Origin of the sequence: Vibrio alfacsensis, from assembly GCF_019670485.1 — a bacterium.
In the GTDB taxonomy this organism is placed as follows: Bacteria; Pseudomonadota; Gammaproteobacteria; order Enterobacterales; family Vibrionaceae; genus Vibrio; species Vibrio alfacsensis.
Genome location: NZ_AP024166.1, coordinates 1500142 through 1527133 on the forward strand (window position 1 = coordinate 1500142; position 26992 = coordinate 1527133).

Consider the following 26992-nt stretch of genomic DNA (forward strand, 5'->3'; position numbering starts at 1 on the left):
GAAAAGAAAGAGCGATGCTATCTGTTAAGAGCAAGCAAGTCGGAAAATAGTGGGATGGATATACACTAGGCTGAAGATTTGCGCCACACTTTTTATAGGATCGTCTCGGATTTTGTAATAAACCGCGCAGCCAAGATGGGAAAGGCATACAGGAAAAGTGCCTCAAATAAGCGGGTATTTGAGGCGAGATATTAAGCGATTTGCTTGTGCGTAATACGATACAAGGCATAGAGGATAAATAGCGTAATCGTTAGCTCCCAAGCTCGCAGAAAAGTGCTTTCTAAACCGAGTTCATTGCTGGTCATATAAAGCTGAATTGGCAGCATGGTTGCAAGTAGCGCATCAGCATGGATATCTTTGGCAGGACCTTTCGCTTTTGCCATTGATGCGGTGATCATAAAAGCAAGCAGACCCAATACGATGGTGTAGTAACCGAACGTGGACTGATGCCCAGCCATCAGTAAGGTGAACACTACAGCTAATGCACAGCCACCCACTTGAGTTTGAAAACGACGGTCAACCACATCGATAAAGCTTTTGTGTGTGGTTTGCGTTGCGGCGGCAATCACTGGCACTAAACAAAACGTTGCTGAAATGATGTCGACAATCATCAAGAACGCCACACCAAGACCAATCAACGCGAGTGAAATCGCTCGGTTCTCGAACGTAATAGGTTCTTCTTCAAATGCTGGTGGCTTGCCGCCACGTTCTACAGGGAACAGAGTCACCATGGTTTTTGCGACGACCATAGTTATCAGCATCGATAGCAGGATTTCATGAATGCGCATTGGCATGTCCATGGTGGTGTGCTGAGCAAACACCACAATCAGAATCCAGTTGAAGGTTGGCATTAGCATCTGACCTTTCTTCGGCGGCGTGGTCGCTCTGCGGCGCATAAAATCGAAGAAGAACAAACTAATGGTCCACACCACAAATGGATGCTGTGAAAACACTTCGGTCACCACCAATGCTGTGCTTGCTGCTAATAACGTCGGTAGCAAGGTGCGAAGCAAACCAAGCCAAGAATAGTCTTTGTTCTTGGTCATGATGATGGTTGGGTACAGCGCCAGGTAAACTGGAGAATCAAGATTCAGCAGTTTGCCCAGCACCATACAAATTGTCACAGTAAGGGCGACACGCAGTGCTTCATTGCGCTCAGAACGACTTTGAAACAGGCTTTCGAAAGTCCACATGGTTCACCCCCTAGTAGATGTAGCGGAACATCGCCACCAAGTGAATCCAAGCCGAGCCAATGACATCCATGATTGGATTGCCGCTTTCAACGATCACACTTGCTCGTGAACCAGAAATCATCGAAGGATCCAACTCGTTAACCGTAATACGAGTACGCACTTTCTGTTGCTCACGGATCCAACGAGTATCATTGGTCACGCTAGAAAGCTGCCCATTAGCATTGTTGGTATCGTAAATCGCACGCTCTTGGCTGCTAACTTCACCAGTAAACACTTTGCCCGGTAGTGCATCGAAGGACACCAACACTTCGCGACCATTAGTTAGCTTATCAATGCCTTTTTCGTTGAAGTCAGCACTGATCCACGCATGAGCTTCGTCCACCAGCATCAAAGATGCTGTGCCTTGTGTGATGTAGCTGCCTGATTGCAGTTGTAAGTTAGTCACCACGCCTTCGGTTTGCGCCACGATTTGGGTATGGCTTAAATCCAGCTCCGCACTGGCAAGTTTTGCTTCTGCCAATTCAATAGCCGCTGTGCGGTCTTGCGTAGAAAGCTCTGCCTCAATGCGTTTCACTTCTGCGTTCGCCGCTTCCACCGCGCTGCTGGCGACTTGTGTATTGGTGATCGCGTCATCGAGCTCTTGCTCGGTTGCCAGCCCTTTATTGCGCAGTTTTTGGTTACGCGCCAGTTTTTGCTTGGCGTTGTGGTATTCGAATTCGCGTTGGCTTTGGGTTTGTTTCGCTGCTGCCAATTGTTGCCATTTCGCGGAATCTGATTCACGCGCTTGGCGCAGTTCGGCTTTCGCTTGTGCCACTTTCAATTGGTAACTGCTGGCATCGATAGCAAACAGTGGCTGACCTTTTTCAACCAATTCACCGTTATTCACCATCACATCTGTGATCACGCCAGATACCTCCGGCGCAATGGTTGCGACATTACGATGCAGTGTCGCTTGGGTGGTGAAAGGGGAAACATTGTCTGAGGTGACTAAAAAAGCGGAGAACAAAGCTGCCGCTGAAAAAACAGTGTATATCGCGTATTTATAAAAATTTTCTTTCACGTCTGTACCTAGTATTCATTCGTTATTACGCGCCGCGTTCACGGCATATTCGGGTCTCTTTTCTAAGTGGGCTAGGTTATACTTATCTAAAATTGGAAAAAATAACCAATGGAAGAAGTATGAATTCCATATTTGGAAACGTTGATGATCTGTACCTGTTTTGCTCAGTGGTTGAGCAAGGCTCTCTGCTAGCGGCAGCGAAAAAGCTCGGACTGCCAGTCTCTACCATGTCTCGTCGTTTATCGGCGCTGGAGGCACGTTTAGGATTGAGATTGTTGGAGAAGAAGGGACGTGAGTTGGTGGCAACTGAGACAGGCTTACAGGCGTTTGATCAGCTTAGCAGTGCGATGGCGCAGATTGAATCTGGTATCTTGCAGCTCAACCAACAAAGCCAACAAGTCGAAGGGCGAATTCGATTGGTGATGCCAAGTCGCTTCTATAATGACTTGGTTGATAAGGTGGTTGAGGACTACATCAAAACCTACCCCAAAGTGACCATAGATCTTCTGCTTAGCCAAGTGAATTCGATTCCAGAAACCGATCGTGATCTGGTGGTGACATTCGAATTGGACGGGTTAGACGACATGATCGCTCGCCCGTTGTTTAAAGCGGAACATGCCTTTTTTGTTAGCCCAGAGTACTTAGCGCAAGCGGGTGGAAGTATTGAAAGCTTAGAGGATTTAGCTAAGCAAGATTGGGTCGCCAGCACGCACACTACGCAAGTGCCTATCTACCAACAAGACAAGCTGGTGGACATGCTCAGCTGTAAGCCGCGCTTGGTGGTCAATGACATAACTGCAGTGATCAAAGCGGTGGAAAACGGCTTGGGGATCGCCTCGATTCCCATTCGTCATGTGAAACCTGAGCTGAATCTGGTGCAAGTCGCGCAGTCCTATAACCGTGGAGATCGCCAAGCCTATTTGGTTTATCGCCAACGCAACTACCAGCCTAAGGCTCTCAGCTTAATGATTGAGGCGATATTGCAGGCTGCCGAAACACAAAACCATTCATCCTCTCTCAATACCATTCACTCCGCATAACTGCCATTGGTCGCATGCAAAAGCAGCGTGCGATCTTCTCCCTTAATCTGAAACCATCAAATCACGTTCAACTAAGGACAGTACATGATGGTTTCTCAATCTCGCTCAATCAAAGCTCTTAAACTGGCAAGTACGTTTATCGCCGCATTTGCACTCAGCAGCAATTTGGCTCTGGCTAATCCAAGCGAGCGCACACTCAGTCAATTCAACCAAGCAGCGCAGGGTGACTCTGGCTTAGTTGATACCGTTTACGGTGAATTATCCAAACAACTCGAAGAGCAAGGTGCAACGCCGGTGACCTTGGTGTATTTAGGCAGTGCTGAAACGTTGCAAGGTCGTGAGGCGTTTATGCCTTGGAACAAGATGAAGTTCACCGAGCGCGGTCTTGCCACTATCCAAAAAGGTTTGGATCTAATGGCGAATCAGCCAGTACCACTGCAAGAACAACAACGCTTACAAGGTTTGCCGGAATACCAACTAGCCACCGCCATGGCAGCCACCACATTTACTTCTCTACCTGACATGTTCAATCACTTTGAGCGTGGCTATGAGCTGTACCTTTCATTGCTCGATGAGCCGAGTTTTAGCCAACAACCTTTCGCGGCTACTTCGTGGATTTATCGCTACGCCATTGAAGCAGCACTACGCGCTGAAGATGTCCAACAAGCCAAAACATGGTTAGCGCAAATGGAGAAGTTGGGTGACAGCAATTTAGAAACGCAAACCGCGAAAGCGCTGCTAGCGAAATATTAGGGAGGCGTCATGATCGTTTTTAATCAACTTAGTCGCGATTACGCCCTTGGCAGCCAAACCGTGCGTGCATTGCGAGACGTGTCTGGTGAAGTATTTGCAGGCGAAATGGTGGCATTGTGTGGACCGTCGGGCTCAGGCAAAAGCACCTTACTTAACGTGCTTGGCATGCTGGATACTCAATACCAAGGTCAGGTGACATTTGCAGGTAGCCCATACCCAATTGGGCAAATGCAGGCGGCGAAAATGCGCCGTGAAAAGCTTGGCTTTGTGTTCCAAAAATTCAACCTTGTTCCCGTGATGACAGCGTTAGAGAACGTGGCTTATCCGCTGCATCTCAACGGCTTTTCAAAAGCAGAACAAACCGAGCTCGCCACACAAATGCTAGAACACGTTGGCTTGGGTGAGTTTATTCATCACATGCCCGATAACTTGTCGGGCGGTCAGCAGCAGCGTGTGGCAATTGCTCGTGCGTTAGTACACAAACCGGCGTTGGTGATTGCCGATGAGCCAACCGCAAGTCTTGATAGTCAAACTGCCAACAAGGTCATCGACATTATGAAAGGGCTCGGACACGAGCTTGGCACCACTTTTATCGTCGCCACTCACGACCCTCGTATGGCATCTCGCTGCGATCGCACCATTGAATTGGTGGACGGCAAAATTACCCAAACGCACGCAAGTGTGGAGGAGGTTTCATGGGCAAGCTAATTCCTGTTTCGGTTCGCCTTGCTTGGTTGAACCTGCAACGCAATCGCCGCCGCAGTTTGTTGTCGATGCTGATCATCGCCATTGCCGTGTTTGCGTTAACCTGTGCGGGTGGTTTTGGTCTGTACACCTACGACAGTTTGAAAGAATCGACAGCACGTGACACGGGGCATCTGACGTTAACCACGCCAGGTTATTTCGCTAAAGAAGAAGAGATGCCGCTGAGTAACGGGTTAACTCATGCAGACGACATCACCAAGCAATTGATTGGGTTGAATGAAGTGCGAGGCGTGCAGCCACGAGTTGAGTTCAGTGGTTTGATTTCCAACGGCAACAAGTCCTCGATCTTTATCGGCATTGGCGTGAACGAACGAGAATTTGATATGAAAGGCCCGTTTTTGGACGTGCGCGAAGGGCAAACGCTGTCCAACATTAATGCATCGCGTTATGACCCTACAGAGCCAGAAGTGATGCTTGGCGTTGATTTAGCGAACAACCTAAGCGTGCACGTTGGCGATTGGATTACCTTGCTGGCGACCACAACCGACGGTGCATTGAATGCGTATGACTTCAAAGTGCGTGGCATCTATTCAACCGGCGTGCCTGAGCTTGATAAACGCCAGCTGTACGTGCACATCAACAGTGCGCAATCGTTGTTGGGCTCAGACAAAGTCAGTGCGTTATCTGTCTTCCTGTTCGATACCAGTTTAACGAGCCAAGTCGAGCAACAAGTGGCTTCGGCTCTGAGTAAGCAAAAGCAGAACTTTGGCGAGCAAGATATTGAGATCACGCCTTGGCAAGAACGTGCGTTCTTCTATCTCAAAGTGAAAGATTTGTACGACCGTATCTTCGGCATCATGGGTGCAGTGATGGCGCTGGTGGTATTTGTCGCGCTGTTTAACACCATGACCATGTCGGTAACGGAACGCACCCGTGAAATTGGCACCTTGTCAGCACTTGGTAGCTACCCTCGCGAAATTATTGCTGGGTTCTTGCGCGAAGCAGGGTTACTTGCCGTGATTGGCAGCTTAATCGGTGCTTTGTTTACGGCGCTAGTCACCGTCTTACTGATGGTCGTGGATGTGCAAATGCCGCCACCGCCAGGACGCACAGAAGGTTACCCATTAACGATTTACTTCTCTTGGGAGCTGGTAGCTATAGCGGGATTTGCAGTATTGATGATTTGTTTGGTTGCGGCGTTTTTCTCGGCACGCAAAGGGGTGAACAAGCCAATTACGGAGGCACTGATTTATGTTTAATTTCAAATCACTATTACCAATTGCACTGCTGACGGCAAGCGGCGTTGCAAGCATGAATGCCAGTGCGAATGAAACCGCGCTAGATGCACAGCAAGTCGCGCAATTGATTGAAAAAGCCGACAGCTACCGCTTGCAAGATGACTCCTCCAAAGTGGTGTCACTGGTGCGCCTATATCAAGACCAAGAGTTAGATAAAACCCGCCTTTACCACGTGTACACGCGTCCAAATCGTGAATCGCTGGTGGTGTTCAAATCAGCAGTCGAAGCTGGGCAAAAGATGCTGATGATGGGCGACAACTACTGGCTGCAAATGCCAAAGAGCCGCCGCCCGATTCGCATTACGCCAATGCAGAAGTTGCTTGGGGAAGCGTCTATCGGCGACATCTCAACCCTGACGTGGAGCCAAGATTATCAAGGTGAATGGAAAGCGACAGAAACCGTTTCGGTGAACGGGGAAAGTGTCGCGGCTTATCATCTTGCTTTAACCGCGAAAACCAAAGGGGCGAGTTATCAGAAGATCGACTTATGGTTGTCTGAGCAAGATGCGTTTCCAATCAAAGCTGATCTTTACTTGCGCTCTGGCAAACTCGCCAAGCAAGCGCAATACGGACGTGCAAGCGACAACGGTGAAGACTACGTCAGTGAGATGACCTTGCTTGATAGCATTCAGCCGAGCAAAAAGACCGTTATCGAGTATCAAGAGATCGTGCCTTGGCAGCTGGACAACAAGTTCTACAACCCAAGCTATTTGCCGAAAGCCAATACGACTCAGCTTTAGCCTGAACGCCTTAAATAGAACCATGAAAACGAGCAAGGAAGTCACATGAAATCGCACCAGCCTAACCTTAACAAAAGCACCAGTTTGTTGATTGCTGCGTCGTTGTGTGTGGGCGCAGCAGCCCCAGTTTTTGCCAATGATGAGCTGAGTTTTGAGTGGGATTGGGCTGTCAGTTACGAAACGGCCAAGCAGCGTGATAGCGCATTTATGCAGGCGCAGGGCAGTTCTCGTGATTCACTTAATGCACTCTTGGATGTGCAGGTGAACTATCAAAATTTCAGTGGTTTGTTCGCTCTGTATAGCCAAGGTTTGTACCTCAATCAACAAGGAAAGAGTGATTGGTGGAGTGAAGCTGATAACCAATTGCTGATTAGAGAGTTGGCTTGGCTAGGGGAGTGGCAAGTCGGTGATACCACTCTTGATGTGAGTTTGGGTAAGTTGCGCGTGGATTGGGGCGTGGGTTATGGCTACCGACCTTTGGATCTGTTTAAGCCTTATCGACAAAACCCTGTTGGCTTAGTCGCAGAAGAGGGCGCGGGTGTGTTTTCACTTTCACACTACGATATGGCAGGCGAGTGGACGGTGATTGCAACGGATTCAAGCTGGGGGCAACAAGACCAAAGTGCACTTGATCAAGCCGCAGAGCAACAAGGTGTTGGTATTCGTCGTTATGCGCTGGTGGGTGATACCGAGTATCAACTTATTGGTTATTACGATGATGTGCGCCGAGGTTTACTCGGAGCCAGTGCCATTGCCGTGTGGGATGAATCCATCGCCATGCACGGTTCCATGCTGTGGCAAAAGCAAAGTGTTGGCTATCAGTTTCAGCAGGATGATCTTTACCGACCCGTTTCGGTTGAGGAGCAGGGCAGTGCATTCCAAGCCTTAATTGGATTGAACTGGACAAACCAAGCCGGACACAACGTGATTGCTGAATATTGGTACGACAGCCGTGCATGGTCGAAAGGCGAATGGCAACAAGCAATAGAGCGTGGCGAATTACTCTCTCAGATCCCTGATCCTAACAACTCTTTGTTGGCTAGCAGCGCTCTACTTGCGACAAGCTATGCCCAAGGGTTTCAGCATGCCAATATCGTTCAGCATAACGTAATGCTGCACTGGAGTTGGGATGTGGAAGCGTGGGCTGCATGGAACGGCAAAGCAGATATGGGCTGGCTAAGTGATGTAACCCCCACGTTGGATGTGATGCTGTCGCCACAAGATGGCGGTGTGATTGTCACGCAGTGGCTTAACTACCAATGGATTGATACCGGCGATCAAAGTATAGAAGTGGAAGTTGCCGCACGCTTTTTAACCGGAGACGACCAATCTGCTTACGCACAAATCAATGATAAGCATATGATTGTATTTAATATCAAAGGGAAATTCTAAATGTGTTCAGCAAAATCAGTGGTGAAAAGTGGATGGCCGCGTAGCTTATTAGTGACCACGGCATTTTGTCTCTTTATTGCAGCAATGACGCTCTCGGTTTGGGGCGGTCCATTCTACATTCATGTGGCGGTTAGCTTTGGATTTGGCTATTCGGCTATCTTCTTCTCATGGCTTGTCGACCGCCTGTTTCCTACCATTCCTCGTTTGGCGGAAGTGGCTATCTCACTGACGGCTTGCCTATTGTTTGGTGTGGTGAACGCCCAGCTTTGGCTTGGGGAATACTTCGGTATCTCAAGTATGCTGTCGGTTGGTCTGATGGGATTGTTATTCAGCGCCATGTGCTTTTTCTATTTCTACTCACGCGAGCAACATGCAATCGCTCAACGAGAGTTGGAAGCTATCAAACGCGAGAAAGCAGAGCAAGATCGTGCACTATTACTGAGTCAGCTTAAGCAGATGCAAAGCCAGATTGAGCCGCATTTCTTATTCAATACCTTGGCAAATATCAGCGCGCTCATGTCGCAAGATGTCGATAAAGCCAAGCTGATGCTAGAACAGTTAACCGCGCTGCTGCGTGCAACGCTTAAAAGCTCACGTGAAGAACACACCACCATAGACAATGAAACGGCGTTACTTGAGGCTTACTTAGGCATCCAGCAAACCCGTTTAGGTGACCGACTCAGCTACAAGATTGAGGTGGAAGAGGGACTAGGCAGAACCGAGTTACCGCCGATGATGCTCCAACCTTTAATCGAAAACGCCATCATTCATGGTATTGAGCCAAAGCGAGAGGGCGGCGAAGTCAGTTTGCTCATCAAGCGCGAACAACAGAACTTGCAGATTGAAGTCAGAGACACAGGTGTTGGCTTAAATCACGTGAGTGGTCACATGGGGTCAGGCGTCGGTTTAAGTAATCTCAAGCAGCGAGTTGAAGCTTTGTTCGCCGGGCAAGGAGAGGTTTCTATCAGTGAGTCTGCTCAGGGTGGCGTATGTGTTCGCCTGAGCTGGCCAATGGAATCGTAATCAAGGAAGAAAGGAATGAATACAGGGTTTACTGCCATTATTGCTGATGATGAACCGCTATTGAGGCGTCATCTTGATAAAAGCCTAGCTGAAGTGTGGCCAGAGCTAGAGGTGATCGCTAAGGTCGCGGATGGCGAACAAGCGTTACAAGCCATAGAGCAAAGCCACCCTGACATTGCGTTTCTCGATATTCGTATGCCAGTGTTAGATGGCATGACATTAGCGCAAAAGCTCAACCAACTCGCCAATCCACCTTTGATTGTGTTTGTCACCGCGTACGATGATTACGCCATCAAAGCCTTTGAGCAAAATGCTGCCGACTATCTGCTTAAGCCGATTTCGGATGAGCGCCTGCTGATGACTTGTGAAAGAGTGAAAGCACGCCTTGCCAAGCGAGAGCAAGAAAGCAGCAATGTGCAGATGAGCAGCCTGTTAGAACAGTTGCAGCAATTATCCGCGCCACAAACGCCGCAGTATCTTCAGTGGATCAAAGCGACGCAAGGGGAAGATATTCATCTGATCGCCACATCTGATGTGCTGTATTTCAAAGCGGAAGAAAAATACGTTTCTGTGTATGCCCAACAAGGACAAGGCAAAGTGCAGGAGTATTTGATTCGCACATCGTTGAAAGAGTTGATAGGGCAGCTTAACCCAGAACAGTTCTGGCAAGTGCACCGTTCAAGCGTGGTGCAAGTGTGCAAAATTAGCAAAGTAAACAAAGACTTTGCTGGCAGAATGTTTGTTCACGTTGGAGAAAACAAGCTCGCTGTGAGCCGTGCATCTCAAAGTTTGTTTAAAGGGATGTAATCGCTAGAATTGCTCACTCTTTACACTGTAAACTCGCTGCTTTTAACCCAAACTATCAAGGAAGATAAATGAGTTATCGCGTAACCCTTTTAAATGCGACAGGTGAGTTGTCTCCAATCTCTGAGTATTTGCATCAGAAACTTGATGATCTGAGCTCACCACTTTCTAGTTACTTTGATTTGAGTAACGTCGACCTGACTGTTAGCCCGTTTGATCGCAATGACGTACCGCAGACGGGGATTGGTGGCTATTGCTTAAGTGCCTATCGTGTAGAGATTCTGCTTGATACTCAACGTGCTGATATTAAAAACGTTATTGAGAAAGAACTAGCGGCGGTGTTAGCGCATGAGTTGCATCACCTGTTCCGTATGCGAGCGGGAGAGAATGGCGTTGCACTTGGTGATGTGCTGATTATGGAAGGGTTAGCTTGTCATTTCGAACGTAAGGTGAATGGCGGCGTCACTCCGAGCTTGTTTGAGCAAATCAAAGAGCAAGATTGGCGTCCTTTCTATGCTGAGATGAAAGACAAGCTGACCAGCTTAGATTACAACTTCGACGCTTACTTTCTTGGCAGCGATGAAAGCCGCTGGCCGAAATACATGGGGTATTGGGTTGGGTACAACCTTGTCGCTGAATATCTGGTGGACTTTCAAGGCTCTGAGCTTGATTTAGTCGGAGCAAAAGCCGAGCTTTTCTATCAATAACTCCGGCACAAGCCAAACTAATAGGCTGAGTCATAAAAACAAAAAGCGTCTAACTCATAAGACCTTAGGCGCTTTTATCGTTTTATAGTGACGACTTCTCCAAAGAGGTGAATGTGCTTATTCGCTGATCGTCACTTTCTCGATAATGATTGGATCGCATGGCACATCATCATGTCCAAGCTTAGAAGTTGTTTTCACTTTTGCGATGCGGTTTACGACATCCATACCCGCGGTCACTTTACCAAACACGGCGTAGCCCCAGCCTAGGTTGGTAGTTGCGGTGTGGTCTAGGAAATCATTGTCTTCCAAGTTAATGAAGAACTGTGCCGTTGCAGAGTGCGGTGCATCGGTACGCGCCATTGCGATAGTGCCAACAAGGTTCTTTAGACCACGGTTTGCTTCGTTCGCGATCGGGGCGCGTGTTGGCTTTTCTGCCATGTCTTCGGTGTGACCGCCACCTTGGATCATAAAACCATCGATAACGCGGTGGAAAATGGTGCCGTCGTAGAAGCCATCTTCACAGTATTTTTTGAAGTTCTTTGAACTAACTGGCGCTCGTTCTAGGTTCAGTTCAATTTCGATGTCACCGAAATTGGTGGTCATAATAATCATCTGGTTTTGCCCTTGTAGGTGCTAAGTTGGCGGCATTATACGTTGTCTGATTAATGAAAAATAGAATGCTTAGAAAGAGGTGGAGTGGATGATTTACCTCATCCACTCCTTACTTTAAAGCCGAAAATAGTAGTTGTTGGTAAATAGTTCGTAAGTCAAAACGCGTAAGAAAGGCTGAGGAAATGCAGTCGGTGTGTGGTCATTTTCCCAATATAGTCACTTCCCCCTGTGAATGAATAAGACACATCGGGTGTGCCCAAATCACGGTATTCATACGCTAAACCAATTTTGTGTTTATTGTTGAGTGTGTATTCAAGCCCTGCACCTATTGCCCATTGATCGACGAGCGGTAAATCTGGCTTTGCATCGTAGTCATTCATAGCTTTGCTGTCGTATCTTGCTCCCGCTTGGTACTTCCATGCGCCCTGGGTGTAGTTGACTGCACCGCCGAGGTGGTAAACGTTTTTCATCTTACGACCATCGACTTTGCCATACTCTTTCCACTCTTCGAAGCCCGTTTGTAACTTCATACCCCATTGGTCATCAAATTGATGGCTAAGCCCCAAGGTTAAAATGCTTGGCCATTTGAAATCTTTATTTACCGTTAAATCATCAACATTGAGCCTTAATTTGTGCTTGACCCCATGCTTGTAATTTACGGCTAGGTAGGTTGAAGAATTGAAATCATACATTGCTGATAGCATAAAGGAGGCTTGTGTGGAATCGTCATCGCTGTTCATCAATGATGGAATATCAATCTCAGCACTTAGGTTTTGTACAACCAACGCGCCGCCGAGAGATAACTGGTCACTCAGTTGATATGCTGCCCCCACATGTAGGTTAGCAACTTCAACGGATTGTTCTTTGTAAACACCTCCACCCATCAATCCGTTGCTGTATTTCATTCCGAGGCCGCCCTCTCCGTGGAGAGAAATGCCCATCACAATCTTATCTGTGAGGCGCTGGGCAAAGGCGGCACTTGGTAAAACAGTCCGTTTTTTCCCTCGAGTTGTGACGTACTCTTCGTAAAGCTCACCTTTGTGTGCTGATGCAGCATCAAGATATTGAATGCCAATAGATAAGCTCAAGTCATCGATAGCCGATAAGCCGGCAGGGCTGGTTATTATTGCAGAGGCATCCGAGCGATTGGTTGAATTGGCAATCCCTGCCGAAGAAACACTATCAAAGGTCGCCACTTCAGGCAGCGCGATCGCACCTGAAAAAACATTGCTCGAAAATAAAGTGGATACCACGAGTGCGGTCTTAGAGATTTTCATCGAAAATTCCTCTTAATCTTTGGATTTTGTATGCAGAAAATGAACGTTCAGCAACCAAAGATTAAGAGCATTAAAAGGAAGAAATACAGGAAACTCAAGATTTACCAAATTGGTTTCCTGATGAGATTGCAGGAAAGTTATTGTGAGGTTATCACCGAAGAAATCGTATCAAATAGCCATTGATTGAGGGGGTCATTTTTTTGTGCACGCCTACAACTAACTACGTAGGTGACATCAAATCCCTGAACATTGGGTAGGTCGATAACTCGACAACCTTCAGGAACATTGTCAGTCATGGTTAAACCGAAATGGTCCGATTGCAGAACAATTTTGTGGCTCATTACAGGGTGTTCTACTTCAACTCTTGGGTTGATGTGATAGCCAACATTACTCAGCCTTTCAAGCATTTTATACTTATGATCGTTCCATCCAGGTGTTTTGAGCACCACCATCGGATATTTAACCAAAGTATCGATATCATGTGCGGGGTGGCTGTTTCGAACGAAAAATACCGCTTTGTCACTACCTATTTCTCGTTGCGCTATAGACTGAGGCAATGAGTCATCAAAGCTATGAATTGCAATGGACTTTTCACCATCTATCATGCGATTTTTTGCGCTGTTATCCCAACGTAGGAAAGAAAATTTCGCATGAGGTGCGTTTTGGATTAACGCGAGATAAAGTCTGTCTCCAAATCGGTCCCAGAATAGTGTATTAGCATAAATACAAACAGATTCTCGTAACGTATGTGGGGAGAATTCTCGGTGTTTAATTGAGTCGGCATAACTCAGAATATTTTCAAAGTTATCCATATTTGCTTCAACAAACGCTGTGGGTTCAAATCCTTGCTTGGTTTGAATAAATAAGGGGTCATCAAGTTGTGATTTTAACTTTGTAAGATTCTTACTGATCGCTCCGGATGTTTTTCCTAGCGCTTCTGCAACCAACTTAACATTTCGTAATTCATACATTTTCTTAAGTACGACAATGTTTTGAATATCCAAGTTGAGATTCATCATTTACCTCTCTCAATTTTTCTGTTTTCAGCATAGCGTCATTTTTTTATAGAAAAACACAAAAAACTAAACCGTGAGATAGCGGTAGCAAAACTCCATGAAAGTGAGGTTTCCGATATGGAAATGCTGTGTTTCGTCGCTTACTTTATTCTCAGTTTATATATTGGATTCAACGCAAAGCACACCGTAGAGGTGTTTATTTCGCAACGTTCGAGTTCCAGGTAGAGAGGTTCCTATGAGCAATAAAAGAGTATTGATTACAGGTGTTGGTGGCGTAGGTGTATTTGCAGCGCATTTGGTGGCTGCGTTACCGGGTGTTGATTTGTATCTTGGAGATATTCGAGACAATTTTATCAAGCATAAAGCTTGTTGTATCAAAGACAATGCGATGTGGTCTAATCCTGAAAAGCCATATCCAAATGTGACGCCTGTTGTGATGGATCTAATGGATTTAGAATCGACGACAGCTCAGTTACGTGAAATTAAACCGGATGTTGTTATTCACCTAGCGAGCTTGCTTGCTGCTGGAAAAATTCGTACTTCGGTTCCACTAGAAATAGCGAAAACGATTTATGACGCAAATCCTGTAGGTACAGGATTACGCCCTTGGGCTCCGGGGCATGCGGTGTTGCTAGTGAATTTAATGAAATCATTGCATGCCGCAGGTTTAGAGGAAACCAAGGTTATCAATGGTTCTGGATGTGATTTCTTGCACGTAGCGTTGAAATCTAGAGGATTGGCTCCGACTTGTGGATTAGGAGATTTTGCGCTTGGCGAGCCAGCATTGAAGCGAATCATTGCTCGCAAGTACGGTGTTGAGCAAACTGATGTTCGCATCCATTTAGCTGGTCACCATTCACTCATCATGCCGCTGATGTTTGTTGGTACTAATCAGAACATCCCGTATTACATTGATGTCGCTGTACTAGGGCGCAATGTGACAGAAGAACTTGATTTTGAAAACGATATTTTCCCGCAGATGATTGATGAAAACACATGGCCAGCGGAGGCTGGATTGGCGGATCAAGAACAAACCGCAGCACACGGTGTGGCGATTGCGCGTGCAATTTTATTCGATACCAATGAGGTGATGAATGTCCCTGCACCGCAAGGATTGCCGGGGTGTTATCCTGCACGAGTGGGCTCCTCCGGTGTTGAAGTGATTGTACCAGAGGGAACTACACTCGAAGAAATGGTTAAGGTGAATGAAGCGGGTAATGTGGCGGAAGGGTTTAAGGAGATCCGTGAAGACGGAACGATGATCGCGACGGATTTAACCGTAGAAATCATCGAGCGAACGTTTGGTATAGAGTGGAAGTACAAAGCGTTCACTCCGGATAATGCGCTTGAAGCGTTTAAAGAAATTAACGTCGCATTTAACCGTTTCGTTGAAAATTATCATGCGAATAATCCAGCATGATGAATAGGTTAGATATAAAAAGCAGGCTGAGATAGCCTGCTTTTTTGTTTTAAAATCACTTGTATATAGTGATTTCCGGTTGGTAAATATTGCCTTTCCTCGTTTTGCTATGAGCCATTGTTTAAGATGAATGTAGTTCAAAAATACATCAATCTTGAGGGCAAAACTATGACTCTACTAAGTAATAAAGTAGCAATAATCACGGGTGCAGCATCTGGCATTGGTCTTGACAGTGTTCGTCTCTTCTTGGCTGAGGGCGCGCAAGTGATTGCGGGTGATATCAATGTATCATCTGAGGTTCTTGCAATATGTGAAGATAATAATAACTGCTTTTTTACCACAGCGGATGTGACGTCTGAAAGCGATCACCAAAAGATGATTGATCTGGCTATCGAGAAGTTTGGCAAAGTCGATATTTGTTTCAATAATGCTGGCATCATCGGAGATACAGGTAACTTAGGTGCAGATCAAGATATGAACTTGTTCGATACAGTCTTTAACGTCAATGTCCGTGGGGTGGCATTGGCAATGAACAAGCAAATCAAATACTTCTTGTCGGCTGGCATTGAGAACCCTGCGATCATTAACACGTCATCCATCGCTGGTAAAGCTGCTGTACCTGGTTGTGCTCCTTACATCGCTTCTAAGCACGCTGTGGTTGGTTTAACCAAAACCTATGCGGTGGATTACGCAAAATACGGTATCCGTATCAACATGGTGGCTCCGGGTGTTATTGCTACGCCAATGATTACAGAAGATGCAGATGAAGAGCGTGCAGCTGCAACCCTTGCCGCACATCCTATTGGCCGTATTGGTCAGCCTCGAGAGATCAGCGAATTGGTCGCTTTCCTTGGCTCAGATCGTGCGGGTTTCATCAATGGTGCATACTACAACGTTGATGGTGGTTATCTCGCGATCTAAAGGACGATTAGTTTGGATTTCTAGTTTCATAACAAGCGGTTATTCGCTTCTTTGGTCAGCCGCTGTGCTGACCTTTTTTTATCCGTATTTTAAATATGGAGAGGATACAGGTGGTGGTATGAAAAAAGCGACGCTCATTCTTTTGATTGTTCTTAGTATGGTGTCAGGACCAGTGAATGCGCTTGGTCAGTTTTTGGATTTATCAAAAAATGACTTCACACACGCTTATATCGACAACTTTTCACATTTCTATATTGCCCCTGAGATTTCTACTCAAGAGGACGATTATTTTCAGTGCCTGACACTAAGTGCTTTGCAGAATGAATGGCCTTTTTCTTATTGGTCTTATGGCTTGTTCTCTGCACCGAAATCCACGTTACTTTTCTTTCTAAATGTTTATCCATTGTCTTGTGGTAAATAGATTTAACCTTAATAAACAGCATCTTATATCAAGTTCCAACTGGTAAATCTTGGGTTTCCTCGCTCCTTTTAGTCCTTAAAACTACTATGACTACATCAACAAACAATACGATTTTGCTTCATCCATTTGCGAGGAAAATATTATGAAAATGCTAAATGACAAAGTTGCAGTAGTTACAGGTGCAGGTTCAGGGATCGGACGAAGCATTGCCATCGATTACGCGCAGCAAGGCGCCAAAGTGGTGGTATCGGATATTAACGAACAAGGTGGGATGGATACGGTAAAAGCCATTTTAGCCGCTGGTGGCACAGCTTGTTTCCAATATGCGAACGTTGCGAATTTAGAAGATAACTTGGCGCTAGTTGAGCGAGCTGTCGCGGAGTACGGACGCTTGGATATTGCCTGCAATAATGCTGGTGTGAGCCATGACTTACATCAAACGGGCGATATCTCTGTGGATAGTTGGCAGTTCGTGATGGATGTGAACCTCACCGGTGTATTTTATGGAATGAAAGCACAAATCGAGCAGATGCGAAAGAATGGTGGTGGCAGCATTGTCAACATTGGGTCTGTGCTCAGCCAGCGTGGTTTCCAAGGCGCTGGTGCTTATGTCGCAGCGAAACATGCGGTGGTGGGTTTGACTAAAAATGCAGCTCTAGATCATGCGGCAGAAAATATTCGCGTGAACTGTGTTGGTCCGGCTTACGTGAATACGCCATTAGTGACCGCAGCTCTTAATGATGAACAAGTCGAGGGGCTAAAAGCACTTCATGCAATGGGTCGTTTGGGCGAAGAGCAAGAGATTGCTGACCTGGTTAGTTTTGTAAGTTCAGATAAAGCAAGCTTCATCACTGGTGAATACTACGCAGCAGATGGCGGTTATCTGATTCGTTAATCCTATTTCTTACTCCTAGTTCAGTGCCGCAATCGCGGCACTTTTTTCCTAAAAACATAAGGGGCTTGTTATGAATCCTACTACTCTATCAGCATCGGAAGATGTCGGCATGAAAAAGTGGTTCCCACTGTTTGTTTTGCTCGCAGCTCAATTCTCAACCATGTCAGACAATGCAGGTTTGGCCGTATCGACTGAAGCGATGATCGGCCTATTCAATGCGTCGATGGCTGAGATCCAAATGGCAAATGCGATTTATCCTCTCGTTGCTGCTGCCGGTATGATCACTGGTGGTTTAACTGGACTGATTATTGGTTGGAAACGCCAAATGTTGATTGGTGCTGGCTTAATGGCGGTGTCTGCGTTCGTCAGTGCTGTCGCACCAAATATGATGGTGTTGAATGCCGTGGCCCGTTTTTCTTGTGGTATCGCTGGTTGTTTGCTGATACCTGCTGTTCTTGCCAATGTAGCAGGTATCTATAAAGGGAAAGATCAAGCGATTGCGTTTGCGGCTATTGCGGCATTTCTTGGCGTAGCAAGTGCGCTCGCACCTGTTATTTTTGGTGTCATGATTGACCTTGCTGGATTTAGAGCGGCGTTTGCGGTTCAGGGGCTCTATTGCGTTGCTTTGACTATCGCTGTGTTTGCCATTATTCCAAATATCGATTCAGAAAAGTTTAAAGGTCGAGTTGACGTCGTTGGTATTGCTGCTGCTGCGATAGGCTTGGCGTTTTTCGTTACGGGGCTTTTGAAGATTTCTGAGTGGGGGCTTGTCGAACCGATTGGTGATTTTCAGTTGTTTGGCGTTTCTCCTGCTATCCCATGTGTTCTTTTTGGGGTTGCAATTCTCATCGGTTTGATTAAATGGGAGAAACGTTTTGAGCGATCTGGTGGTACCCCATTGTTGCCACAGGTTTTTCTAACCAACCCACAGGTACTGCGAGGTCTCTACTTGTGTGCGACAGTCTTCCTATTATTTGGATTCACTTCGTTCGTTAACGTGAGTTACATGCAGCTCGTGGCTGGCTTCAATGCAATTGAGTCTGCATCAGCATTGGTGTGTTTTGCGGTCGGGATGATCATTGGTTCGCTTGCAACAACTAAAACTCTGAGTCGTCTATCATGTAAACGTGTCACTCAGTTAGGATTTGTCCTGGTGTCTGCAGGTATTTTACTGATGTTCTTCGGCTTCTCTGTTGAGGGTATTACCGCATGGCAGTATATATCGTTGCTTATTTTCGGCACAGGTTGTGGCATTGTGGCCTCTCAATCATCGTTGGTAGTTACAGATGCATTGCCAGAAAAAGAAGCTCGCCAATCAGGGGGGATTCAAGCGACATTTCGTAACTTTGGACAGGCAATGGGGGTTGCTATTCTAGGCTCTATTATGCTGTTTTCATTTACTGGTGAGATCCAAAAAGGTGCATTACAGGACTCGACGTTGTCAGTGCAAACGCAACACATCATTGCCGATCAAAAACTAATCCCGTTCTCTTCAAACGAAATGGTAGTTGATATGATGGCAAACAGTGTGATTGACCAATCTGAATGGGAGTCAGTGCTCGATATTGTGGCCGACTCAAGGTTGATGTCAGTTCAATATACGATGTTTGTCTTATTGATTTGGATGTCTTTATCCATCTTTATTTGTAATGGCTTACCGACCTATTCTTTGATGCTAGATAAGAAAAAGAACTAAGTTAACCATGAGCACTATAAAAACCATGTTCTTGTGACATGGTTTTTTATGTGAGGTTGAACTCGATTCTGTGGCTTTGTGATTACAATCTATTTAATTACTTTGTTTCTAAAGCACTCAACGTTATAGCGAGCGGCTAGATTGTACGACTCGTTGGCTTTGCTCTTAGGTTGCAGTGGTGATAAATGTGTTTATTTTCATTATTCGCGAGAACAGACACTATTGCTACAACGAGAGGTGCCTGTTAACCAATATGAGACTCGGTAGCGGTTATTGGCAAACTTGAGGTAAAGCCAGTCTGCTGCAGGTTTGAAAATACGCCAACGCAGCGGGGCATATAACCAACCACGACCAACCAATTGCCATGCACGATGAGTCACATCCAACCCAAGCAGCAGTTCGCCTTTCTCGTTGAGGGCATGCAAGATGGTGTTGGCATGCTTGGGATCGATTTGCGGATAGTCGTTGAAAGCCTCGCTGTAGATGTCGATGGTTTTGATCTGTTGTTGAGTATCGCGCAGCTTTAGCGCGTCCATCTCTTTGGTGCACAAGGGGCAAGTGCCATCGTAAAATACGGTCAGTTTTATCATGGTTAGGCCTGTAGTTAACTGTGCCATTTTTTACGTGATTATTTGTCTTTTAGTTCATTGTTTTGCAAGTAATGCAGCCAATTGTCACGGATGTTACGGTAATTGAATTGACAGAACTCTTTACGTTCGCGCAAATAATCTTTTTCCACTTCATCCAGTAACGCTTTGTATTGCTCTGGATCGCTGCCGTAAACCAAACATAAAGTAGAGGAATAGCGTTGTAGATCGAAGCTGTGTTCATCAATGTATTCTCCAAATTCGTAGTAGTCTGGCCTATCGTCAGATTCGAACGCAAACATGTCCGCCGCACTGATCGCCACATCTGATCCGTCTTCGACGTAGTCGATCAGCAAAATGGTGGCAAAGTTATCAACGGCATCTTCTTCTTTGCCCAATATAGGGATGTTTTGATCGGCGATGTAAGCGTGCCCGGCTTCGTGCAATAAAGTATGGAGTAAGGTATCGAGGGCGCCTACTTTTGGTGTTTTGCCATACCGTTCTTGATATTTGTTGTTGGTGAAGTAGTTGAGTGATTCGAGATAAAACGTGTACGGGATATGAATGCTGTGCGTATCGGGATCGTAAAATGGCCCATCTTCACCGCCATAAATGAGGGTTAACGGTGTATTAAACAGGAAGTGTTCTTGAGACAATTGAACAAAAGTGTCATTCACTTCGCTGCTCTCTATCACCTGTGCAGCAAAGCGGTCGTCAGTCGTTTCCGTTGGTAGATATTCTATTTTAATGTTTTCGCTCGCAGATGCTGTGGCAGCAAACAACATCAGGGAGGAAAAGGCTAAGCAAATTTTCATTTCTGCAATCTTGTTGTTTGTTGGTTTGCTTGAAAATTATACATGCTTTTTAAGTCGTTCGTGTCTAACGAAGTGACTGTTTGCGAAAGTAGAAAGAAAACGGTGTAAAAGAAAAGAGCCGACACGACGGCTCTTTGGAGGATGAAATTGTCACGGTTTGATTGAGATTAAAACACTCGTTGTTTTGCTAGATACACTGCCATGGCGCGAATTTCTTCATCATTGAATGGGTGCATCGCCACCTCCATAGGAATGTATAAACCGTTTTTGCGTCGCTTCTCTCGATAGTCGATCATTTGATTGTAGAGGTATTGTTCTGATTGACCGCCAATTTTTGGATACAGCGGCATGACAGGTTCATTACCCGATACGCCATGACACTGCCCACAGCCTCCTCTCCCAGGATTGATATAGAGCGCCTCCCCTTGATCGTAGACTGGATCACTTTGAGCGTGAGCCAAAGACAGCGGAAGCAAGTTGATGGCGATAAGCGCCATAATATGATTAACTTTCACCGATATTTTCCTCTAAGCACAGCAGCCATTGCTGATAATTCTCCATCGACTCGGCAAGGTATCCATTGCCAATGTATCGCACCTCACCTTGGAGCATGATTAAGGTGGCAGGTAATCCGTGAATCCCGATCTGGTTTAACTGGGAAAAGTCATCCATATGGCCTTGATTAAGTTTGGTTGCACCAAGTGTTTCTATGGCGTTGGTCACTTGCTCGTTCATCGCTCCAACGTGAATGGCACTCAATGAGACCTTATCTTCTAGAGCGCGATTCAGTTCCACCAGCATTGGCAGTTCTTTTCTGCATGGTGCGCACCATATTGCCCAGAGGTTAACGACACTCACTGGCGTATGGATTGGCTTTTGTATGGCGTTAGGTAAGTTTTCCGATGCAATGGTCACTGGCGTAAAAGGAGCAGGTGTCGGGCACTGGCTGGCCAAACTGTCAGTATTCACGCCAAAAACCGAAAGCATGATCAAGGTGAACATTGCATACGATCGTTTGAGGTTTTTAGACATACAAGTTACTTCTCTGGCAGTTCTTTGAGCATGGCTTTGGCGATTTTCTCGGAGCCATCACCATAACCATAAACATCGATCAACTCACGATCTGGTCCATACAGGTACAAGTACGTTGAGTGAAAAACTTCGTAGAGCTCCGGCAAAGGGGCATAGACGGGCTTTCCATCACGTGAATAGCCATATGTCGCACGCAGGGATTTTACTACGGCTTTGGTTTGCTCTTCATTGCCCACTAAACCAACTAATTTAGGGTGAAAGTATTGAACGTATTGTGCCAAGTTCTCAGCCGTATCGCGGTTTGGATCGATGGAGATAAACAGAGGAGTGACCAAATCTGCTTTGTTACCGAGCCGATGCATCACGCCTGCCATATCGAGCGCTGTGGTGGGGCAGATTTCTGGACAGGAGGTGTAACCTATTGCCACAAAAAGGTATTGATCTTGATAGCTTCTCTCCGTCACTTGCGTAATGGATCCCTGTTTCGCTTCGCTAAGGGTGAATGTGAGCGGCGCGGCGTAGGCGCTGGCAGCACTGATTGCCAGCGATGCGATAAGAGTGAAAGACGAGATGAGTTTCATGGTCGCTCCTAGTGACAAATGGTGTTGGTTAACCCCATCGCGATGAGGTGTGGTTTTTTCAGACCAGTTTCTAGCGGTGCAAGCAGTGTTTCTTTGCGTAGATCAAGAACCAATAGCGCGCTGCTGTTACCTTGGGTGGCAAATAAGGTTTTGGAGTCCGCAACTACTACGACGTCTCCTAACGGTGCATTAAGCGCAAAGTGTTTGGTCGGTTTGTCATTGGTCAGGTTAAACACGTTAACGCCACTTTTTGTTGCAACTACGCCGATCGATTCGAGCCAGCCTGTGCGGATCTCAGTGGTTTGATCTTTAAAATCGATCGTTTTCACCGTCTGACCGCTCCAGCTGTTGACGACTAATCCTTGGCCATTTTGCGCCGCTAGGATCATATGTTCACTGTCTGAACTCACATAAGGGCGCCAAGGTGTGTCTTCGAGACTGATCTTTGCGAATTCTTGCTCCATAAAGAGATCCCAAACCGTCACGGTGTTTTTGTTGAGATCACCGACCATGACAAGGCGAGCATCAGGAGAAAGAGTCACTTCTGATACTTTGCCACCACTGCCCAGTTGAATTTCTCGCGTTGCGGCATCGTGCACGCGCCAAATGAGTGTGCGTCCACTGTTTTGTTCGGTGATGTAAAGGTTGTAGCCGCCAGTATCGAAGTTAACGCTGTAGGGTTGAGCAAGGTTGGGAATCGTCTCTAGGTAGCGGCCAGTCAGTGGCTCGATCATGACGATTTTGTCTTTGAGAGCAACGGCGAGGCGTGCGCCATCAGGGGCGACAATGATCGCTTCTGGCACAGATTCGACATCCATGCTCCAGTGCTTTTTTACTACTAAATCATAGACGTACACTTTGGTGGTTTTGCCATCGATGTACAACAACATATCTTGGACGTCCGATACTTCCATCATGGTTGGAATAACTTGCATGGATAGGGTGTCGACATGAGCGTGTTCGAATGTATCGACGACCGCCACTTGGTTTGATGTTTGGTCAGTAATGAACGCCCAACGAGCACCGTCATCATAGCGGCCAGGTTCGTCTGCGAATGAGAATGAGCTCACGAGGAGCAATGCACTCAATAGGTGATGATGAAAAGCCATAAGTTTGCCTGTTTAAACTGAAGCGTGAAGTGGGAGATACGCAAATGCCCCCAAGAGGGGGCATTGTGTGGTTAAGGATTGCGAATACAGCGAGCGTAGAACTCTACATCTTTGCTCATGCCAAGACCGGAACCAATTTGGTAGCCTTGCGCCCAGCCTTTGTTACCTTTATCGTTTCGATGATCAAGCATTTCTGGGGTTTGATCTTTCTTACGTGGCGGTAGAGGACGCACAAACAGCGTTGGCCCAGGTAAATCAGTTGAGCTACTCCAGAAGAAGTACTTAATCGGCGTGTTCGGGAAGAACTCTTCATCAATCGCTGGTGAGGTTTTGTTGTAGTTCACGATCGACACGAGCTCTCGGATGTTTGGTAGGCGCCAATCTTCATAGCCTGCATAATCCAAGTTTTCACAGTATTCGATAGAATCAAGCCAATTACGGCGCTTGTAATCGATGTTTTGTTGCCACATACGGTCTGTAATTTTTTCGGTTACCGTACCATCGCCATTGTCGACATAACTCATATTATGGTATGCCGCTCCGTTGTCTGCACGAACACAGCGAACAAGCTTAGTCGACGCCGTGTGCTGACCCATGATGTGGCCCTCAGGGAAGCCGATGTGCCAAGCATGATCGGGATGGTCACTGACCGGGAAGCCCCATACACCAGAGCTTAATCGTGGCATGTTGAGGAACGCTTCGGTGTTAATCGCAGGACGGAATTCACCTAAGTCAGCGATGCTTTGCAGTTCTTTCATCAGTGGGTAACGCCAATCGTCGTAGCCATCTAACTCAAGATTCGCACAGTACTGTTCCCCTTCTTTTGCCGTCATCCAAAGACGAGAGGAATCGCGTTCCCAGACCAATTTGGTGTTGTTGTCGACCACAGTTTTGCCAGACTCACTGATGGTGTAGCTCATCGGGTTTTGTGGGTAGTCATTGTCTTCACCGTGCATGTCGATGAAGTTTTGGATTTGGCCTGTGTCTGGCAGTACGAAGCCCTCAACGGGTGGCATACCTTTACCTGTGATGAACTCTTGGCGCTCAATCGGGGTGTATTCCATTCCCGTTACGTACGCCACGATATCCGCATAATCGTCTTCGCTGAGCATTTTGGCAAACGGTACCATGATAGCCGCTTGACGATTGGTGCGCTTGCCATCGCGGTATGCGGTCATTTGCTCAAATACGTAAGCTGGCATTTGACCTTTTAGTGGTGGGTAAGCAGGATTGGTTGAAGCGCCTTGCTCACCGTGACACATTTTGCAGCTCGCATCGTACTTTTGCTTACCACGAGCGTAGGCTTCACTTTTCACCACGTCGGGGCGCGGATTCCATTTCATTTTACGTTCGCTAAGCACCAGAGATAAATCTGCGATCTCTTTTGGTGGGATTGTGTAAACGTACTCTTTCATTTGAGATGAGACCCCAGCTTGGCGCTCCATGTCCATATCGACAAATTGGTTGTAGAAGTACTGTGGGTCAAAACCTTCTAATTTCGGACTTAAGGTTTCTGGCACTTCTTCAACGGCTGGGCGGTGACAGCCTAAGTAACAAGCATAGATGTTACGGTTAGCCACTTGGCGTTCTTGCGCGGTAAGGTCTGCAGGCGTTCGACGAATGGTGTAATCTTCATAGCCGTTATCGATATCGGTCACTTTTACGCTATCAGCACTTGCACCAAATGCAACCGCACCTAGTGCTAATAGACTGATGGCAAGTTTGTTTGCTTTAAAGCACTTATCCATTGTTTTCTACTCCAAGAAGCGTCGCGATTTCATGCATACGTTCTTCTTCTCGTAAGCGCATTTCGCGTTTTAGGCCAGGGTGGGCAATGTCGTAATGACAGCTAGAACATTGCCAATTGCTGTCTGAATCTTTGCGAGCGAATGCAAGCTGGTGGGTTTGATCTGAAATTGGTGATTCAGTGGTTGCTTCGAGCGCACGGTCTTCAAGTGCTTTGTGGCAGTTCAAACAGCCAGAATCGAATACATACTCAGTACGTTTCGGGTGCAGTTCGTCATAATCGAGCGCTTCCATTTGCAGCACATATTCTCCAAATAAGTGGCGCATGCCTGACGTGCCTTTAACCCAAAGCTCATCGACAACATTGGAATCGGGTAGGTGACAGGAAACACAGTCAGCAACAAAACCTTGGCTGTTGTTGCCGCCATGAATGCTGCGAGCGAATGTCTCAGATGCAGGCTCCATCGTATGGCAAGTGCCACAGTATTCATTGGTACTAAAGGCGTGCAGCACTTCACTTGCAGGCAGAGATGCTAATAAACCTATGCCGGCACCTGCGGTGATTAAGGTGGCAATGACGACCCCTCGCACTGTGCGAATTTGTTTCAATAGTGATTTCATTTCGCTGCCTCTTGCGCCAATTGTGCGGATGTTTTCACTACCGCTTTACAAGTCGCTTCCGGAGCGAATGCTAACCACAATTCAACATCGTACTCTTCTCCTGCCATTGGACGTTGTTTCAAGTCGAACAGCATGACATGGTGTCCGCCGGGTTTCAGAGAAACAGTCGTCCCCGGTTTTAACGGTAACTGCGGGATTCTGGTCATCGTCATGACACCATCGACATGTTTCATGTCATGCAGTTCAGTGTGACTTGTCAGTTGAGGCACAATGGCACCATACAAGGCTTCAGGTGCAGGCAAGCGAAGAGACTGTGTTTCTTCATCTGGCTGGTAGGTCAGTGTGAAATACAGACCAGTTTTGTCTGCACCAGGAGCTGGCTCGCGGATCACACAGTCACTGACGGTGACCGATGCGCTGGCCATGGTGCTACTCAAACCCAGCATGAGGGCGAGAAGAGTACGTTTCATTGTTGAGGTCCTTACAAGGGATTAGAAAGAAACAATCAATCCTAAGTTGACGTTGTCGCCTTTGGCGCTTGTTTCAGGGGTAGTGTTCTCTTCCCCGTAGAAAGCCGTTTCCGCAAAAACAGAGAAGTGAGCGTTGAATTTATGATTCACGTTGGCGATCACCAAAGATTCATCATCGCGATGAGCGTCTTTCCAATCGGCGAATTGGTAGCCCAAACTCATTGAGGTATCACCATAGGTGTATTTACCAGAAATGCCGTACACGTTGCGTTTACCAAACGGTGCGTCATAGTCAAACTCTGCTACGGCACCTAGATAGAATTGATTCCAGTCGTAGCTCGTCGCCACAATGGTGCGTTGGCTGTCTTCTTCTGCGCCGCCAAGCATCTCTTTAGAGGTCAGAGATTGGTTGACAACAAGGCTAAAGTTGCCTTGGTTGTATAGCGCGCGAAGGCCAAGAATGTCGGCATCTTCATCGTTGTGTTCGTCAGGGGAAACGATCGCTGCTTTAAAATGGAAAGGGCCAAAATGAGGAGTGATTAATGCAAACTGATTGGTCGAGTAGCGTTTGCCGCCAAATAGGAGATTGTCGCTATGGCGTTCCATGTTGTTGCTTTCAAAAATGTCGATCTTGCTGTAAAGGTCAGCCCAAGTACCGGTTGTACCTGAACCAATAAACGTTCCCCCCCATTTTTTACTCATCATGATGATGTTTGCTTCACGGACAATCAGATCGTTGTCGTCTGCTTTTTCGCCTTTTGCATTAAGTTTTGGCATTGATTCTGAATATTCCGCTTCCAGTTGGTAGCGCAAATTGAAATCATAAACGGGTACAAAACCGACAAGCCCCGCTTCCGCTTGGTAGATATCGGTGGTGTAGTCATTGCCCTCTTGAAATGCTGCTTGAGCACGAACAGAGCCGTAAAATTCAGGTGTTGAAATTTCCACTGCTTGAGCCGTTGAGCTCAGTAATAAACAACCAATAATGGCCGCACTGCATTTATTAATTTTCATACTTTTGTCATAAGTTGTAATAGTTCTTCACGGGCGAGTATATGA

The 26992-nt window shown here is 46.6% G+C and carries 29 protein-coding genes; 14 read left to right on the forward strand and 15 right to left on the reverse strand.

Annotation, left to right across the window (positions count from 1 at the left end; genetic code table 11):
• Window positions 1-191: 191 nt before the first annotated feature.
• Both VA249_RS21220 and VA249_RS21225 read right to left on the reverse strand, forming a co-directional pair.
• On the reverse strand, window positions 192-1193 hold the full coding sequence (locus tag VA249_RS21220; RefSeq protein ID WP_221071038.1) for a DUF2955 domain-containing protein: 1002 nt from the start codon (window positions 1191-1193) through the stop codon (window positions 192-194).
• Window positions 1194-1203: 10 nt separating this feature from the next.
• On the reverse strand, window positions 1204-2253 hold the full coding sequence (locus VA249_RS21225; protein ID WP_039973872.1) for an HlyD family secretion protein: 1050 nt from the start codon (window positions 2251-2253) through the stop codon (window positions 1204-1206).
• 119 nt (window positions 2254-2372) lie between these two features.
• Here VA249_RS21225 and VA249_RS21230 point away from each other — a divergent pair, with 119 nt between their 5' ends.
• The 9 genes from VA249_RS21230 to VA249_RS21270 all read left to right on the forward strand — a co-directional run bounded on the left by VA249_RS21230 (window position 2373) and on the right by VA249_RS21270 (window position 10714).
• Window positions 2373-3293: a LysR family transcriptional regulator gene (locus VA249_RS21230; protein ID WP_221071040.1), complete on the forward strand. Its 921-nt coding sequence runs from the start codon at window positions 2373-2375 to the stop codon at window positions 3291-3293.
• 84 nt (window positions 3294-3377) lie between these two features.
• Complete coding sequence (locus VA249_RS21235) at window positions 3378-4046, forward strand: hypothetical protein (protein ID WP_215810132.1); 669 nt, start codon at window positions 3378-3380, stop codon at window positions 4044-4046.
• Window positions 4047-4055: 9 nt separating this feature from the next.
• On the forward strand, window positions 4056-4754 hold the full coding sequence (locus tag VA249_RS21240; RefSeq protein WP_010453674.1) for an ABC transporter ATP-binding protein: 699 nt from the start codon (window positions 4056-4058) through the stop codon (window positions 4752-4754).
• On the forward strand, window positions 4742-6010 hold the full coding sequence (locus tag VA249_RS21245; RefSeq protein ID WP_221071042.1) for an ABC transporter permease: 1269 nt from the start codon (window positions 4742-4744) through the stop codon (window positions 6008-6010). Before VA249_RS21240 ends, VA249_RS21245 begins: the two co-directional genes overlap by 13 nt.
• Window positions 6003-6788, forward strand: a complete 786-nt coding sequence (locus VA249_RS21250; protein ID WP_221071045.1) for an outer membrane lipoprotein-sorting protein — start codon at window positions 6003-6005, stop codon at window positions 6786-6788. Before VA249_RS21245 ends, VA249_RS21250 begins: the two co-directional genes overlap by 8 nt.
• A gap of 45 nt (window positions 6789-6833) precedes the next feature.
• Entirely contained in the window at window positions 6834-8180 is a 1347-nt protein-coding gene (locus tag VA249_RS21255) for a hypothetical protein (RefSeq protein WP_221071047.1), read from the forward strand.
• Window positions 8181-9203, forward strand: a complete 1023-nt coding sequence (locus VA249_RS21260; RefSeq protein WP_221071049.1) for a sensor histidine kinase — start codon at window positions 8181-8183, stop codon at window positions 9201-9203.
• Window positions 9204-9218: 15 nt separating this feature from the next.
• A complete protein-coding gene (locus VA249_RS21265; protein ID WP_221071051.1) occupies window positions 9219-10010 on the forward strand; it encodes a LytR/AlgR family response regulator transcription factor in 792 nt (263 codons plus the stop codon).
• Window positions 10011-10078: 68 nt separating this feature from the next.
• On the forward strand, window positions 10079-10714 hold the full coding sequence (locus VA249_RS21270; RefSeq protein ID WP_221071053.1) for a DUF2268 domain-containing putative Zn-dependent protease: 636 nt from the start codon (window positions 10079-10081) through the stop codon (window positions 10712-10714).
• Window positions 10715-10831: 117 nt separating this feature from the next.
• Here the strand turns inward: VA249_RS21270 and VA249_RS21275 are convergent, their stop codons facing one another.
• The 3 genes from VA249_RS21275 to VA249_RS21285 all read right to left on the reverse strand — a co-directional run bounded on the left by VA249_RS21275 (window position 10832) and on the right by VA249_RS21285 (window position 13619).
• On the reverse strand, window positions 10832-11326 hold the full coding sequence (locus tag VA249_RS21275; RefSeq protein ID WP_005374458.1) for a peptidylprolyl isomerase: 495 nt from the start codon (window positions 11324-11326) through the stop codon (window positions 10832-10834).
• Window positions 11327-11481: 155 nt separating this feature from the next.
• Window positions 11482-12603, reverse strand: coding sequence for an OmpP1/FadL family transporter (locus tag VA249_RS21280; protein WP_221071054.1), 1122 nt, complete (start codon window positions 12601-12603; stop codon window positions 11482-11484).
• A gap of 137 nt (window positions 12604-12740) precedes the next feature.
• Window positions 12741-13619: a LysR family transcriptional regulator gene (locus VA249_RS21285; RefSeq protein WP_221072273.1), complete on the reverse strand. Its 879-nt coding sequence runs from the start codon at window positions 13617-13619 to the stop codon at window positions 12741-12743.
• A 235-nt stretch (window positions 13620-13854) separates the two neighbouring features.
• On the opposite strand from VA249_RS21285, the gene VA249_RS21290 reads away from it, so the two are divergent.
• From VA249_RS21290 to VA249_RS21310, 5 genes are all read left to right on the forward strand, one after another.
• Window positions 13855-15039, forward strand: a complete 1185-nt coding sequence (locus tag VA249_RS21290; protein WP_221071056.1) for a hypothetical protein — start codon at window positions 13855-13857, stop codon at window positions 15037-15039.
• Window positions 15040-15207: 168 nt separating this feature from the next.
• The gene (locus tag VA249_RS21295; protein ID WP_221071058.1) at window positions 15208-15960 is read left to right on the forward strand and encodes an SDR family NAD(P)-dependent oxidoreductase; all 753 of its coding nucleotides are present in this window, start codon (window positions 15208-15210) and stop codon (window positions 15958-15960) included.
• 118 nt (window positions 15961-16078) lie between these two features.
• Window positions 16079-16381, forward strand: a complete 303-nt coding sequence (locus VA249_RS21300) for a hypothetical protein (RefSeq protein WP_221071059.1) — start codon at window positions 16079-16081, stop codon at window positions 16379-16381.
• Window positions 16382-16523: 142 nt separating this feature from the next.
• On the forward strand, window positions 16524-17276 hold the full coding sequence (locus VA249_RS21305; RefSeq protein ID WP_221071060.1) for an SDR family NAD(P)-dependent oxidoreductase: 753 nt from the start codon (window positions 16524-16526) through the stop codon (window positions 17274-17276).
• Between the two features lie 70 nt (window positions 17277-17346).
• Window positions 17347-18972 carry an MFS transporter gene (locus VA249_RS21310; protein ID WP_221071061.1) on the forward strand — a complete coding sequence of 542 codons (1626 nt, stop codon included), beginning with the start codon at window positions 17347-17349 and terminating at the stop codon, window positions 18970-18972.
• Between the two features lie 200 nt (window positions 18973-19172).
• Here the strand turns inward: VA249_RS21310 and VA249_RS21315 are convergent, their stop codons facing one another.
• The 10 genes from VA249_RS21315 to VA249_RS21360 all read right to left on the reverse strand — a co-directional run bounded on the left by VA249_RS21315 (window position 19173) and on the right by VA249_RS21360 (window position 26947).
• Window positions 19173-19562, reverse strand: coding sequence for a thiol-disulfide oxidoreductase DCC family protein (locus tag VA249_RS21315; protein WP_221072275.1), 390 nt, complete (start codon window positions 19560-19562; stop codon window positions 19173-19175).
• 38 nt (window positions 19563-19600) lie between these two features.
• Window positions 19601-20374, reverse strand: coding sequence for a DUF4344 domain-containing metallopeptidase (locus VA249_RS21320; protein ID WP_221071062.1), 774 nt, complete (start codon window positions 20372-20374; stop codon window positions 19601-19603).
• Between the two features lie 167 nt (window positions 20375-20541).
• Window positions 20542-20889 (reverse strand): c-type cytochrome, encoded by a 348-nt coding sequence (locus tag VA249_RS21325; RefSeq protein WP_338062343.1) that lies wholly within the window; start codon window positions 20887-20889, stop codon window positions 20542-20544.
• Complete coding sequence (locus tag VA249_RS21330; protein ID WP_221071063.1) at window positions 20879-21406, reverse strand: thioredoxin domain-containing protein; 528 nt, start codon at window positions 21404-21406, stop codon at window positions 20879-20881. Before VA249_RS21330 ends, VA249_RS21325 begins: the two co-directional genes overlap by 11 nt.
• A 5-nt stretch (window positions 21407-21411) precedes the next feature.
• A complete protein-coding gene (locus tag VA249_RS21335; RefSeq protein ID WP_221071064.1) occupies window positions 21412-21987 on the reverse strand; it encodes an SCO family protein in 576 nt (191 codons plus the stop codon).
• Between the two features lie 8 nt (window positions 21988-21995).
• The gene (locus VA249_RS21340; protein ID WP_221071065.1) at window positions 21996-23096 is read right to left on the reverse strand and encodes a YncE family protein; all 1101 of its coding nucleotides are present in this window, start codon (window positions 23094-23096) and stop codon (window positions 21996-21998) included.
• Window positions 23097-23167: 71 nt separating this feature from the next.
• Entirely contained in the window at window positions 23168-24844 is a 1677-nt protein-coding gene (locus VA249_RS21345; protein ID WP_221071066.1) for an Lcl domain-containing protein, read from the reverse strand.
• Window positions 24837-25463, reverse strand: a complete 627-nt coding sequence (locus VA249_RS21350) for a cytochrome c3 family protein (protein WP_221071067.1) — start codon at window positions 25461-25463, stop codon at window positions 24837-24839. The genes VA249_RS21345 and VA249_RS21350 overlap by 8 nt, the downstream gene beginning before the upstream one ends.
• The gene (locus VA249_RS21355) at window positions 25460-25933 is read right to left on the reverse strand and encodes a copper chaperone PCu(A)C (protein WP_221071069.1); all 474 of its coding nucleotides are present in this window, start codon (window positions 25931-25933) and stop codon (window positions 25460-25462) included. The genes VA249_RS21350 and VA249_RS21355 overlap by 4 nt, the downstream gene beginning before the upstream one ends.
• A 21-nt stretch (window positions 25934-25954) precedes the next feature.
• Window positions 25955-26947: a porin gene (locus tag VA249_RS21360; RefSeq protein ID WP_221071072.1), complete on the reverse strand. Its 993-nt coding sequence runs from the start codon at window positions 26945-26947 to the stop codon at window positions 25955-25957.
• Window positions 26948-26992: the final 45 nt, after the last annotated feature.